The organism is Streptomyces physcomitrii, assembly GCF_012273655.1.
Lineage (GTDB): Bacteria > Actinomycetota > Actinomycetes > Streptomycetales > Streptomycetaceae > Streptomyces > Streptomyces physcomitrii.
Genome location: NZ_JAAWWP010000012.1, coordinates 207,996 through 220,333 on the forward strand (window position 1 = coordinate 207,996; position 12,338 = coordinate 220,333).

The window sequence follows — 12,338 nt, forward strand, 5'->3', positions numbered from 1 at the left end:
CCTCGGCGGGGCGGACGGCGCGGCGGTGGCCACCGTGCGGATGCGGGAGTGCTGGTGGCCGTTCCGGCCTCTTACGAGGGATTTCAGTCAAGCGGCGTGAAACCGTCTGCGACAGGGCACGTTCCGAGCAGGAGCGGGCACTGCGTTCACACCCCGTGTGCGCGGCGGCGGGCCTTCGCGGACCGGGCCCCCGGCTCCCCGCCGGGACCGGCCGGGAGCGGGCGGACCGGCCCCGGCCAACTCCCGCCGCACCGGCGAAACTTCCCGCCCGCTGGTCTACGCTTTCCGCTCTGAGCCACCGGAGGGCACCATGCAGCCCAACACACTGCTCGACGCGATACTCGACGAGGCGGGCATCTCGCACTCGGGCCTGGCCGCCCATGTGAACCTCGCCGGGCGGGCCCGCGGGCTCGGCCTGCGCTACGAACACACCGCGGTCGCCCGCTGGTTGAAGGGCCAGCGCCCCCGGGGCCAGGTCCCCGACCTGATCTGCGAGGTGCTCGCGGCCCGGCTGCGCCGCCCGGTCACCCTGGACGACATCGGGCTCGGGGTGCCGGGGGAGCCGGGCGCCGCGCCGACCTCCTCGCTCTCCGGCTTCGTGGAGCGGGCGACCGCCCTGTGGCGCAGCGACGAGCAGCAGCGCCCCCATCTGCTCGGCGCCCCGGCGGTCACCGGCACCCCCGCGGTGATGCCGGTCTGGGAGTGGGAGAACCCGCCCGAGGACATCGACGTCTCGCGGGGCGGGGCCCGCCGGGTGGACCGCGCCGACATCGAGATGCTGCGCGCGGCCCGTACCCACTACGAGCAGATGTACCGCAAGGCGGGCGGGGTGGCGACCCGCGCCCGCATCGTCGGCTTCCTCAACTCCGAGACCGCCGCCCTGCTGCGCGGCAGCTACCCGGACGCCACCGGGCGCCAGCTGCACCGCGCCACCGGCGGCCTGGTCGCCGTCGCCGGGATCTGCGCCTACGACTCCAACGCGCACGGACTCGCCCAGCGCTACTTCCACCAGGCCCTGCGCCTGGCCAAGGCCAGCGGAGACCGGGGCCTGGGCGCCTATGTCATCGCCCTGCTCGTCAACCAGTCCCTGTTCATGGGGGAGTTCCGGCAGTCGGTCGCCTTCGCGGAGGCGGCGCTGCGGGCCGCGGGGCGGGAGATCACCCCGGCCCTCGCCTGCGATCTGTACGCGATGCAGGCCAAGGCCTACGCCCGGCTCGGCGACACCGCGAGCGCCTACCGCTGCATCTCCCGCGCCGAGTCCGCCGCGGGCCGCATCCACCGCGGTACGGAGCCCGACGAGACCGGGTATGTGCAGCCGGGCCTGGTCAACGTCCAGGTGGCGGAGGCGCTGCTCGGCCTCGGGGAGCTGCGGGCCGCGCGCGAGAACGCCGTCGCCGCGGTGGCCGCGCCCGCCCACGACCGGGGCCGGGTGCACCGGCTCGCGATGCTCAGCAAGGTCGAACTGCGCCTGGGCGCCGACGACTCGGCCGCCGCGACCGCGACCAGGATGGCCGAGGAGGCGCGCGGCATGGAGTCGCAGCGGCTGCGGGACCGGATGCGCACCGTACGGGCCTCGCTGCTCGGCAGCAGTTCGCCCGAGGCGGCGGGTGCGGCCGAGGTGATCGAGAAGGCGCTGCGCGTGCCCTTGTGAGGTCCGGTGCCTGCCCCGGCGCACCGCAGCCTGCTGCCATGGAGCCACTACTCCCCGTACCCCCGGAGGTGGCTCCACGTGCAGTGGGCGAAGCAGAGCGAAGAGACCGTGTACGGCAACCCCTGGTTCCAGGTGAACCTCGCGGACGTCGAACTCCCCGACGGCCGGCACCTGGACCACTTCCTGATACGGATGCGCCCGGTGGCCGCGGCGACCGTGGTCAACGCCGCCAACGAGGTGCTGCTGCTGTGGCGGCACCGGTTCATCACCGACAGCTGGGGCTGGGAGCTGGCCGCGGGCGTGGTCGAGGACGGCGAGGACCTCGCCGCGGCCGCGGCCAGGGAGCTCCACGAGGAGACCGGCTGGCGGCCCGGACCGCTCAGGCACCTGATGAGCGTCGAGCCCTCCAACGGCATCACCGACGCCCGGCACCACATCTACTGGGCCGACGAGGCCCGGTGCACCGGCGAGCCCGAGGACGCCTTCGAGTCGGACCGCCGCGAGTGGGTCCCGCTCAAGCTGGTCCCCGACCTGATCGCCCGCGGTGAGGTACCGGCCGCCAACATGGCGGCGGCGCTGCTCCTGCTGCACCATCTGCGCCTGGGCTGAGCCGCGCCCGACGGCCGCCGCCCCGGCGCGCGTTCACCGGTTCAGCGCCCGAAGGTCGCCCACAGGGTGACGGCGAGGGCGCCCGCCGCGGTGAGCGCGGTGATCGCGGGCAGCGGCCACCGGGTGTGTTCGAGGGCGGAGAGGCGGGCGTTCAGCTCGTCCTGCTCCTTGGCGCTCTGTTCATCGCGCTGGGTGAGCAGGGCGAGCCTGCCCTCCACCCGCGCGAGCCCCACGTCCAGGTCCCTTCGTAACTCCCTGCATTCGTCCTGGTCGAAGAGACGCTCGTGTTCGGCGGTCACGTACCGGCCTCCCATTTCTCTCGAAACTGTCGCTCGTGTGTGCGAATACGAGTCAACTCCGCTGGTGGGCGCGGCGGGAGGGTGTGGACGGGGCATATGCGTGAGCGCTCCGCACACACCGTGTGAAAGGCGGAGGGGGCAGTTCCGGGCCGGATATGGCGCGTAATCGCCTACGGAAAGTGACGCCCTGGGGTGGAGGTGCCCGCACCGGAGCCCTCCACCCGGAGGCGCGGGGCTCGGGTGGAGGGCTCAGAAGGAGGTGCCGGGTCCGTCCGAAAAGGAGCGGGCGGGGGGCTCAGGCGTAGGCGTAGAAGCCGGAGCCCGTCTTGCGGCCGAGGCGGCCCGCGTCGACCATCCGCTGCAGGAGCGGGGGAGCGGCGTAGAGCGGCTCCTTGTACTCCGCGTACATCGAGTCGGCGACCGAGGCCACCGTGTCCAGGCCGATCAGGTCGCTCAGCTTGAGCGGGCCCATCGGGTGGGCGCAGCCCAGCTCCATGCCGTTGTCGATGTCCTCGCGGCTCGCGATGCCGGACTCGAACATCCGTATCGCGGAGAGCAGATAGGGGATGAGCAGGGCGTTCACCACGAAGCCCGAGCGGTCCTGGGCGTGGATGGCGTGCTTGCCGAGCACCTTCTCCACCATGGACTGCGTCCGGGCGACGGTCCCCTCGGAGGTGGTCAGGGCCGGGATCAGCTCGACCAGCTTCTGCACCGGCGCCGGGTTGAAGAAGTGGATGCCGATGACGTGGTCGGGGCGGGAGGTCGCCACCGCGAGCTTGACCAGCGGGATGGAGGAGGTGTTGGAGGCGAGGATCGCGTCCTGGCGGGTCACCACCTGGTCGAGGACCTGGAAGATCTCCGTCTTCACCTGCTCGTTCTCCACGACCGCCTCGATGACCAGGTCGCGGTCGGCGAATTCGCCGAGGTCGGTGGTGAAGCTGAGCCGCGCCTGGGTGGAGTCGAACTCCTCCTGGCTGATCTTGCCCCGCTGGGCGGCCCGGGAGAGGGAGTTGTAAAGCCGGGTGCGGCCTATCTCCAGGGCTTCGCCGGTGGTCTCGGCGACCATGACGTCCAGTCCGGCGCGGGCGCAGACCTCTGCGATGCCCGCTCCCATCTGGCCGCAGCCCACTACTCCGACGCGTTCGATGTCGGTCACAAGGCACCTTTCGCTGATCCTCAAGCCGGCGGCCGTCCGGGTCTCGGCGTCCGCCTCGCCCCTGCACGTTACTCCGGATCATCCACGGGTCCACGGGCCGGGTCGGGCATGCTTAGCGGCGAAATGCCCGAAATCTACGAGTATCTGATGTGAGGTCCGACGCATGGAACGCATGAGCCGACGCGGTTTCAGCACGGCCGCGGCACTGACCCTCGCCGGTCTGACGGCAACCGGCGCCGCCCGCCCCGCACCCGCGAAACAGGGGGAGTTGCGGGGGATGTGGGTGGCGAGCATCGCCAACCGCGACTGGCCCTCGCGGCCCGGGCTGAGCGCCACTGCCCAGCGTGACGAACTCCTCGCCCTGCTCGACACCGCGGTCCGCCGCCGCCTCAACACCGTCGTCCTCCAGGTCCGCCCCGCCGCCGACGCCCTGTGGCCCTCGCCGCACGAGCCCTGGTCGGCCGTGCTCACCGGCACCCAGGGCAAGGCCCCCGGCTGGGACCCGCTGGGCACCGCGGTGAAGGAGGCGCACAGCCGGGGGCTCCAGCTGCACGCCTGGTTCAACCCGTACCGCATCGCCCAGCACGACGACCCCGCCCGGCTCGCCGCGAGCCACCCCGCGCGCAAGCACCCCGGCTGGACGGTCCGCTACGGCGGCTCCCTCTACTACAACCCGGGCCTGCCCGAGGTCCGCGGCTTCGTACGGGAGGCCATGCTCGACGCGGTCCGCCGCTACCCGCTGGACGCGGTGCACTGGGACGACTACTTCTACCCGTACCCGGTGGCCGGACAGCGCTTCGACGACGCCGCGGCCTTCAAGGCGCACGGCGGCGGGCGGAGCCTGGCCGACTGGCGGCGGGACAACGTGACCCGCCTGGTGCGCGAGACCGGTGCCGCCCTGAAGAAGCTCCGCCCGGGCACCGCCTTCGGCATCAGCCCCTTCGGGATCTGGCGCAACGCCTCCACCGACCCGCGGGGCTCGAAGAGCGCGGGACTCCAGTCCTACGACGAGCTGTACGCGGACACCCGCGGCTGGGTGCGCGAGGGTCTGATCGACTACGTCTGCCCGCAGCTCTACTGGCACCTGGGCAACAAGGGCGCCGACTACGCGGAACTGCTGCCCTGGTGGGCGGGGGTGGTACGCGGCACCGGGGTCCGGCTCTACACCGGCGAGGCGCTCTACAAGGCGGGCGACCCGGCGCAGCCAAGGGCCTGGCGGGATCCGGCCGAACTCTCCCGGCACCTCGCGCTCGCCGGGAAGACGCCCGAGGTGCGGGGCCATGTGTACTTCGCCGCGAAGGACGTGGTGCGCGACCCCTCGGGGGCGCTGCGCCGCATCGTCACCGGCCACTACCGCGACCGGGCCGTGCCGCCCGCCTGAGAGCGGGGCGCCCCCGCGGGATCGGCCCCGGGCCGGGCTGCCTCGGGGAGTCGCTACTCCTGCCCGGTCCGGCCGCTCTCGCCGCGGTGCTGGACGACGCTGTCCGGCCCCGGCGACATGATGGCCCGGTGCCCGTCCTCGAACTGGACGCGATAGGGCGGATTCCCGCCCGGGCCCAGCACCTCGACGATCTCGGCGACCTTGTCCTGCTGGCCCACGACCCTGCCGTGCACCCGCAGCTCGTCACCCTTGGTCGCGCGCATCGGGAGTCACCTCCTCGTACTGCCAGGACAGCCGCTCACCGGCCCGGTCCTGTCCGCCCGGCCAGTTTACGACCGCGGGGCCGCGCGCGACTCTCAGCCGCGGGCCCGCTGGGTGGCCGCGATGCACAAGAGGACGGCGAGGGCGGTCACCGGGGCCGCCCAGCCGAGCGGTTCGCCGAGCAGCCACACCGACCAGCCGAGGGTGAGCAGCGGTTGCGCGAGCTGCAGCTGGCTCGCCTTGGGGATGCCGATCACGGCCATGCCCCGGTACCAGACCACCAGGCCGAGGAACTGCGAACCGGCGGCCACCCAGAGCAGCCCGGTGACACTGTGCGCGGTCAGCGCCGCGGGCTCGGCGGTCAGCGCGAGGGCCGCCCCGGGCAGCGTGAGCGGCAGCGCGAGGACCAGTGCCCAGCCGATGACCTGCCAGCCGGGCATCTCCCGGGCGAGGCGGCCGCCCTCGGTGTACCCGGCGGCGCAGATCAGCAGCGCCCCGAAGAGGTAGAGGTCCGCCCGGCTCAGGGCGCCGCCGCTCTGGGTCAGGGTGAAGGCGAGTACGGCGGCGGCGCCCGCGCAGGCGGCCGTCCAGAAGGTCCGCGAGGGCCGGGCCCCGGTGCGCAGCGCCGAGCACAGGGCCGTGGTCAGCGGCAGCAGTCCGACGACCACGGCGGCGTGCGAGGTGGTGGAGGTCTCCAGGGCGAGGGTGGTGAGCAGCGGGAAGCCGAGCACCACCCCGGCGGCGACCACGGCCAGCGGCCACCGGTGGCGGCGGGCGGGCGGCCGCACCCGCAGGGCGAGCAGGCAGCCCCCGGCGAGCAGCGCGGCGAGGACGGAGCGCACCGTCACCAGCGACCAGGGGCCGAAGCCCTCCAGGCCCCAGGCGGTGGCCGGGAAGGTCAGCGAGAAGGCGAGGACCCCGAGCGCGGCGAGGGCGGTTCCGGCGGCGGGGCCGGTGGTGCCGGTGGTGTTCGAGGGGGTGCTCCCGGCCCTCGTACCGGTGGGTCCCGGGGTGGCCGGCGGTGGGGCGACTGCTACCGGGCTTGCGTCGGTAGCGCTATTCTCTGTCCTCATGAACGAGCGTAGCAGCGTGGGTGAGCTGGCCGAAAGGCTGCGCGGTGAACTGAACCGCTACTCGGACGGTGAGAAGCTGCCGTCGAGTCGACAGCTCGTCGAGCGCTACCGGGTCAGTCCGGTGACCGTCTCCCGCGCGCTCGGAGTCCTGGTCGCCGAGGGGCTGGTGGTGACCCGCCCCGGCGCCGGCGCCTTCCGCGCCCCGGGAGCCGGGGGCCGGGCCCGGCCGGTGGTGGGCGACACCTCCTGGCAGGAGGTCGCGCTCAGCGCCGAGTCGACGGCGGAGGCGGTGCCCCGGACGGTCGACGCCTCCGGGGTGCTCGCCACCCTCGCCGCGCCGCCCGCCGGGGTGATCGAGTTCAACGGCGGCTATCTGCACCCCTCGCTCCAGCCGGAGCGGGCGATGTCCGGCGCCCTCGCCCGGGCCGGACGGCGGCCCGGCGCCTGGGGCAGGCCGCCGGTCGAGGGGCTCGCCGAGCTGCGGGACTGGTTCGCCCGGGGCATCGGCGGCGCGGTCACCGCGGCCGAGGTCCTGGTCTGCTCCGGCGGCCAGAACGCCCTGACCACCGCACTGCGGGCGCTGGCGGGCCCCGGCGCCCCCGTCCTCGTCGAGTCGCCGACCTACCCCGGCATGCTGGCCATCGCCCGCGCCTCGGGCCTGCGCCCGGTGCCGGTGCCGGTGGACACCGAGGGGGTGCGGCCCGAACTCCTCGCGGAGGCCTTCCGCGCGACCGGGGCCCGGGTCTTCGTCTGCCAGCCGCTCTTCCAGAACCCGACCGGGGCGGTGCTCGCCGCCGGGCGCCGCCGGGAGGTGCTCGCCCTCGCCCGGGAGGCCGGGGCCTTCGTCGTCGAGGACGACTACATCCGCCGCCTCGCCCACCAGGACAGCGGACCGCTGCCGGGGCCGCTCGCCGCCGAGGACACCGAGGGCGTGGTGGTGCACGTCTGCTCGCTGACCAAGGCCACCTCGCCGAGCCTGCGGATCGGCTGCCTCGCCGCCCGCGGCCCGGTCCTGGAGCGGCTGCGCGCCATCCAGGTGGTGGACCACTTCTTCGTGCCCCGCCCGCTCCAGGAGGCCACCCTCGAACTGGTCGGCGCCCCCGCCTGGCCGCGCCATCTGCGCGCCGTGGCCGCCGAGTTGACCGAGCGGCGGACGGCCATGGCCACCGCACTGCGCGCCGTGCTGCCCGAACTCGCCCTCACCCACCTCCCGTTGGGCGGCTACCACCTGTGGCTGCGGCTGCCGGACGGCGCGGACGAGGGCGCGCTCGCCGCCGCCGCGCTGCGCCGGGGTGTCGCCGTGGCGCCCGGCCGCCCCTACTTCAGCGCCGAACCCCCGGCCCCGCATCTGCGGCTCACCTACGCGGCCGTGGCGAGCACCGCGGAGGTCGCGGAAGGGGTGAAGCGGCTCGGTGAGGCCTGGTCGGAGGTGCGGGGCTGAGGCGCGGCCGCCCGGACGGCCGCCCGGGCGGCGGGGCCCCCGGGCACGAACCGGCGCGCACGCGTGGCCGAGCGCCCGGCATGCGCCCTTGACCGCCCGGGCGCGCGCCTCCACGATCGCCGCATGCCTGTTCGGGTCACGCTTCTCGCAGCCGCGCGCAGCACCTCACTGCTCTCCGAACGCTTCGGTGACGACCGTCCCCTCGACCGGTTGGGCTGGGACCAAGTACAGCTCGCCGCACCGGTGTTGGTGCCCCTGGGCGTGGCCGAACTGCGCTACTGCGGACCCTCCCCGCGCTGCCGCGACACCTCCCACGCGCTCGGCTACGCCGCCCTGCCCCAACCCGCCCTGAGCGACTGCGACATGGGCCGCTGGCGCGGGCACACCCTGGCCGAGGTCGCCGCCCACGAGGCGGGCGCGGTCGACCACTGGCTCGGCGAACCCCGCTCGGCCCCGCACGGCGGGGAGTCGCTGCTCGGCTTCATCAGCCGCATCGGCCGCTGGCTGGACACCCGGCCGGTCACCGCCGACGGCCGCGTCCTCGCCGTCGCGGACGCCTCGGTGGTACGCGCCGCCGTCGTCTACGCGCTCAAGGCCCCGCCCGGCACGTACTGGAACATCGACGCCCGCCCGCTCTCCACGGTGGTCCTCGACGGGCACCAGGGCCGGTGGAGCCTGTGCCTGGAGGGCGGGGGCGCCGCCTGGTGAGGGGGCCGGGGCGCCGGTCAGGAGGCTGGGGGCGCGCCCAACTGTGAAGTGAGCGAGGGTGCCGCCTCCTTGAGGAGGCCTGGTGGGGTGCCGCCGCCTCCCCCCCCGAACCGGGGTGCGGGCGGGCTGCCGGGGCTGGAAGCGGGCCCGGGCCCGGGGTTGAGGTCGAGACCGCGACCGTGGGCCGCGACGGGTGCCGAAACCGGTTCCGTAGCCGCGACCGCGACCGCGACCGCGACCGCGACCGCGACCGCGATCACGACCGAACCGAAATTCCCCCTTGCCCCTGACGTGCGGGTCAGCAGTTAGCTTCGCCGCCCGATCACCGATCACCGATCACCGATCGCTCGATCGCCACCCGCCGTCCCGCCAGGAGGAACCATGAGCCCCGCCCTGCCCGCTTCCGCCACCGAGGTGCGTCTGCGGCGCCTGCCCGAAGGGCTGCCCCGCGCGGGCGACTTCGAGCTGGTCGAGCGGCCCCTGCCGCGGCCCGCCCCGGGCGAAGTCCTCGTACGCAACCGGTACTTCCAGCTCTTCGCCGGTCTGCGCACCCTCCTCGGCGGGGAGACCGAGGGCCTGCCGCTGCCCCCGCTGGGCGTCGGTGACACGCTCTTCGGGCCGGCCCTCGGCGAGGTCGTCAGCGCGCCGCCGGGCAGCGGACTTGCCGAGGGCGCGCTGGTGGAGCACCTGGCGGGCTGGCGTACGTACGCGAGCGTCCCGGTCGAGGGGTGCACGCCGGTGGGGGCCGAACTGCCCGATCCGGCGGCCCGGTTGTCCTCGGGCTCGGCCGCCTGGGCGGGCCTGGTGCGCCTGGCGGGGCTGCGGGAGGGCGAGACCGTCCTGGTGACCGGGGCCGCGGGCGGGGTCGGCTCGCTGGCCGGGCAGATCGCGCGCAGGCTCGGCGCCGCCCGGGTGATCGGCACCACAGGGTCCCCGGCGAAGGCCGAGCGGCTGCGGGCGGAACTCGGCTACGACGCGGTGCTGGTGCGCGGTGCCGGGTCCTTCGAGGAGCAGCTGCGCCGCGCCGCGCCCGAGGGCATCGACGTCCTCCTGGACAACGTGGGCGGCGAGCAGCTGGCCGCGGCCGTGCTCGCGGCCCGGCAGGGCGCGCGTTTCGCCCTGGTGGGCGCGCTCTCCGGGCAGTTGGACCCCGCGCGGGGCGGCGGCAGCGCGCCCACCGCCGTCGACGTCTTCCGGGTGATCACCAAGGGCATCACGCTGTACGGGCTCAACGGCGGCGACCACCCCGAGGCCGGGCCCGAGTGGCTGGCCCGGTTCGGCGACTGGCTGCGGGCGGGGGAGATCAGCTTCCCGCATGTGCGGATCCCGGGCATGGAAAGGGCGCCGCGGGCGTTGCAGGACATGCTGGGCGGCGCCCATTTCGGCACCGTACTCGTGGACCTCACCGGCGAGGGGTGAGCCGCCCGGCGAGCCCGGCGGCGGCACCGGCCCCGGGGACGGCAGGCACCGGGTCCGGCGCGACCCGTACGGAAGGAAGGGCGCGGTCATGCGGAGCGGCGAGGAGGCCATGCGGATCGGCGACGCGGCGGCGGCCGCGGGCACCACACCGAGGGCGCTGCGGTTCTACGAGCAGAACGGGCTGCTGCCCGCGCCCGCCCGTTCGGCCTCCGGCCAGCGGGTCTACGGGCCCGCGGACCTGGCCCGGATCCGGGTCGTCCGGGAACTCCTCGGCCTCGGGCTCACGGTCCGGGACGTACGGCGCTGCGCGGACCGCCTCGACGAGCTGGCGGGCGACCCGGCCCCGCGCCGCTGCGGGGGCACGCCCCACCCGGGCACCGCGCATGTGGTGGCGGGCCGGGTGGCCGCACTCGACGCGGAGATCGACCGGCTCACCCGGCTCCGCGATCAACTGGCCGCCGTGGCAGGGCAGTTCACGCCCGCCGCCGAGCCGACTCCGGCCGGTGTACGTGGTGGCGGGAGCCGCGTCGGCCCGGTCGTCGGCGGGCCCAGGGGGCGTATGGGGCGGCGCGCAGGGGCAGTTGGCGGCGCCCGGTGATGTGACGAGCGCCTTCTTGACGGTGCCCGGCCTGTCGTGATGCCCTCTTGGCGAAGGCAAGTTATTGCGAGTGCTTCGCAATAACGGGTCCACGCGGAGTTCCGCGTCCCCGGCCCCGCGAGCACATCACGGCGAAAAGGAACAGCGTGCAGGCCGACAGCACCCGTCGAGGCTTCCTCCGGCTCGCCACCGTCACCGGGGCCGCGCTGCTCACCTCCTGCTCCGCGGACGGCGGCGGCGAGGGCGGCGGGCCCCCGCGTCGCGGCGGCATCCTGCGCGCGGCCTTCCCCGGCTTCGGGGCCAAGGAGACCATGGACCCGCACGCCCAGCGGCAGTTCGTGGACATGGCGCGGCACAAGGCGGTCTTCGACAAGTTGGTCGACCTCGACGCCGACCTGCGCCCGGTGCCCCGGCTCGCCCGCAGGTGGGAGCCGGACGCCGAGGCCCGCGTCTGGCGCTTCACCCTGCGCGAGGCGGTCTTCCACGACGGGCACCGGCTGGAGGCCGAGGACGTCCTGTACAGCCTCGCCCGGATCCTCGACCCGAAGGCCCCCGACCACCTCGCCCGGCCCTCGCTCGCCCTGATCGACCTGCGGCGCTCGCGCGCGATCGGCACCCGCACCGTCGAACTCGTCCTGAAGGCCCCCGGCGCCGAACTCCCCTCGCTGCTCGCCACCACCGGCACCCCCGTCGTGCGCCGCGGCTACCGCGACCCCCGCGAGCCCGTCGGCACCGGCCCCTTCCGCTTCCGCTCCTTCACCACGGGCCGCTCCTTCACCGCCGTCCGCTTCGACGACCACTGGGACGGGGCGCCCTACCTCGACGAGATCCGCATCCACTCCGCCGCCACCGAGGCCCGCGGCAGCGCCGTCCAGGCGGGCGAGGTCGACTACGCGCACGAGATGACGCCGACCTTCGCGCGCGTGGTCGACGGCAACCCGCGGGTGCGGATCGTCTCCGCGCCCAGCAGCGGCGCCGAGGGCATCGCGCTCAAGACCGACCGGCCGCCCTTCGACGACCCGGACGCCGCCATGGCGCTCAAGCTCCTCGCCGACCGCGAACGCCTCGTCGAGGTGGTCCTCGGCGGGCGCGGCGGACTCGGCAACGACATGTACGGCAAGGGGTTCACGTACTACCCGCAGGGCGTGCCGCAGCGCGAGCGGGACGTGGACGAGGCGCGGCGGCTGCTGCGCCGTACCGGACTGCTCAACAAGAAGATCGACTTCTACACCTCGACCGCCGCGGACGGATTCGTGGACGCGGCCCATCTCTTCGCCGAGCAGGCCGGGGAGGCCGGGCTGCGCGTCGAGGTGCGCAGCGGCCCGCCGGAGAGCTACTTCACCGACATGCTGACCAAGGGCACCCTCGGCAGCCACCGCTGCGGCGCCATGCCCATCCCCACCTACCTCAGCCAGCGGCTGCTGCGCGACTCCCCGCAGAACGCCACCGCCTGGCGGCACAAGGACTTCGACGCGGACTTCGCCGCCGCCCAGGCCGTGGTGGACGAGCGGGACCGCGGAGCGCGCTACGGCCGCCTCCAGCGCACCGTGCGCGAGCGCGGCGGACTGCTCCTGTGGGGCCACCCGGACTGGCTGAACGCGGTCTCGCACCGGCTGCACGGCGTCCGCGCCGCCCCGCCCAACACCGTGGACTGGGCCCGCTTCGACAAGGTCTGGCTCACCTGAGATGAGCGCGTACGAAGCCCCGCCCGCCGGGGACCGGGCCGCGCGCCGGACCGGGCG

At 74.7% G+C, this 12,338-nt stretch carries 12 protein-coding genes; 8 read left to right on the forward strand and 4 right to left on the reverse strand.

The window, feature by feature from the left end; translation table 11 throughout:
* Positions 1 to 310: 310 nt before the first annotated feature.
* Positions 311 to 1,651, forward strand: coding sequence for an NsdA family TPR-like regulatory protein (locus HFV08_RS20425; RefSeq protein ID WP_168541176.1), 1,341 nt, complete (start codon positions 311 to 313; stop codon positions 1,649 to 1,651).
* 78 nt (positions 1,652 to 1,729) lie between these two features.
* Positions 1,730 to 2,260 (forward strand): NUDIX hydrolase, encoded by a 531-nt coding sequence (locus tag HFV08_RS20430; RefSeq protein ID WP_168541177.1) that lies wholly within the window; start codon positions 1,730 to 1,732, stop codon positions 2,258 to 2,260.
* 41 nt (positions 2,261 to 2,301) lie between these two features.
* On the opposite strand, the gene HFV08_RS20435 is transcribed toward HFV08_RS20430, so the two are convergent.
* Positions 2,302 to 2,559 (reverse strand): hypothetical protein, encoded by a 258-nt coding sequence (locus HFV08_RS20435; protein ID WP_376770675.1) that lies wholly within the window; start codon positions 2,557 to 2,559, stop codon positions 2,302 to 2,304.
* 295 nt (positions 2,560 to 2,854) lie between these two features.
* The gene (locus tag HFV08_RS20440; RefSeq protein WP_040254998.1) at positions 2,855 to 3,715 is read right to left on the reverse strand and encodes a 3-hydroxybutyryl-CoA dehydrogenase; all 861 of its coding nucleotides are present in this window, start codon (positions 3,713 to 3,715) and stop codon (positions 2,855 to 2,857) included.
* Positions 3,716 to 3,878: 163 nt separating this feature from the next.
* Here HFV08_RS20440 and HFV08_RS20445 point away from each other — a divergent pair, with 163 nt between their 5' ends.
* Positions 3,879 to 5,096 carry a glycoside hydrolase family 10-like protein gene (locus HFV08_RS20445; RefSeq protein ID WP_168541179.1) on the forward strand — a complete coding sequence of 406 codons (1,218 nt, stop codon included), beginning with the start codon at positions 3,879 to 3,881 and terminating at the stop codon, positions 5,094 to 5,096.
* Between the two features lie 53 nt (positions 5,097 to 5,149).
* On the opposite strand, the gene HFV08_RS20450 is transcribed toward HFV08_RS20445, so the two are convergent.
* Positions 5,150 to 5,359, reverse strand: a complete 210-nt coding sequence (locus HFV08_RS20450) for a DUF1918 domain-containing protein (protein ID WP_168541180.1) — start codon at positions 5,357 to 5,359, stop codon at positions 5,150 to 5,152.
* 93 nt (positions 5,360 to 5,452) lie between these two features.
* Positions 5,453 to 6,430 carry a DMT family transporter gene (locus HFV08_RS20455; protein WP_168541181.1) on the reverse strand — a complete coding sequence of 326 codons (978 nt, stop codon included), beginning with the start codon at positions 6,428 to 6,430 and terminating at the stop codon, positions 5,453 to 5,455.
* On the opposite strand from HFV08_RS20455, the gene HFV08_RS20460 reads away from it, so the two are divergent.
* The 5 genes from HFV08_RS20460 (at position 6,429) to HFV08_RS20480 (ending at position 12,281) form a co-directional block, all read left to right on the forward strand.
* Positions 6,429 to 7,871: an aminotransferase-like domain-containing protein gene (locus HFV08_RS20460; RefSeq protein ID WP_168541182.1), complete on the forward strand. Its 1,443-nt coding sequence runs from the start codon at positions 6,429 to 6,431 to the stop codon at positions 7,869 to 7,871. The two genes, HFV08_RS20455 and HFV08_RS20460, sit on opposite strands and share 2 nt — an antisense overlap.
* Positions 7,872 to 7,994: 123 nt before the next feature.
* Positions 7,995 to 8,579, forward strand: a complete 585-nt coding sequence (locus HFV08_RS20465) for a histidine phosphatase family protein (protein ID WP_168541183.1) — start codon at positions 7,995 to 7,997, stop codon at positions 8,577 to 8,579.
* 381 nt (positions 8,580 to 8,960) lie between these two features.
* Entirely contained in the window at positions 8,961 to 9,998 is a 1,038-nt protein-coding gene (locus tag HFV08_RS20470; protein ID WP_168541184.1) for an MDR family NADP-dependent oxidoreductase, read from the forward strand.
* An 88-nt stretch (positions 9,999 to 10,086) separates the two neighbouring features.
* The gene (locus HFV08_RS20475) at positions 10,087 to 10,596 is read left to right on the forward strand and encodes a MerR family transcriptional regulator (RefSeq protein WP_312885755.1); all 510 of its coding nucleotides are present in this window, start codon (positions 10,087 to 10,089) and stop codon (positions 10,594 to 10,596) included.
* Positions 10,597 to 10,742: 146 nt separating this feature from the next.
* Positions 10,743 to 12,281 carry an ABC transporter substrate-binding protein gene (locus HFV08_RS20480; RefSeq protein ID WP_168541185.1) on the forward strand — a complete coding sequence of 513 codons (1,539 nt, stop codon included), beginning with the start codon at positions 10,743 to 10,745 and terminating at the stop codon, positions 12,279 to 12,281.
* The last annotated feature ends 57 nt before the right edge of the window (positions 12,282 to 12,338 follow it).

Coding starts and splice junctions, on each gene's coding strand:
- HFV08_RS20445 (WP_168541179.1), top strand. CDS start 3,879: ATGGAACGCATGAGCCGACGCGGTTTCAGCACGGCCGCGGCACTGACC.
- HFV08_RS20450 (WP_168541180.1), bottom strand. CDS start 5,359: ATGCGCGCGACCAAGGGTGACGAGCTGCGGGTGCACGGCAGGGTCGTG.
- HFV08_RS20455 (WP_168541181.1), bottom strand. CDS start 6,430: ATGAGGACAGAGAATAGCGCTACCGACGCAAGCCCGGTAGCAGTCGCC.
- HFV08_RS20425 (WP_168541176.1), top strand. CDS start 311: ATGCAGCCCAACACACTGCTCGACGCGATACTCGACGAGGCGGGCATC.
- HFV08_RS20465 (WP_168541183.1), top strand. CDS start 7,995: ATGCCTGTTCGGGTCACGCTTCTCGCAGCCGCGCGCAGCACCTCACTG.
- HFV08_RS20470 (WP_168541184.1), top strand. CDS start 8,961: ATGAGCCCCGCCCTGCCCGCTTCCGCCACCGAGGTGCGTCTGCGGCGC.
- HFV08_RS20460 (WP_168541182.1), top strand. CDS start 6,429: ATGAACGAGCGTAGCAGCGTGGGTGAGCTGGCCGAAAGGCTGCGCGGT.
- HFV08_RS20475 (WP_312885755.1), top strand. CDS start 10,087: ATGCGGAGCGGCGAGGAGGCCATGCGGATCGGCGACGCGGCGGCGGCC.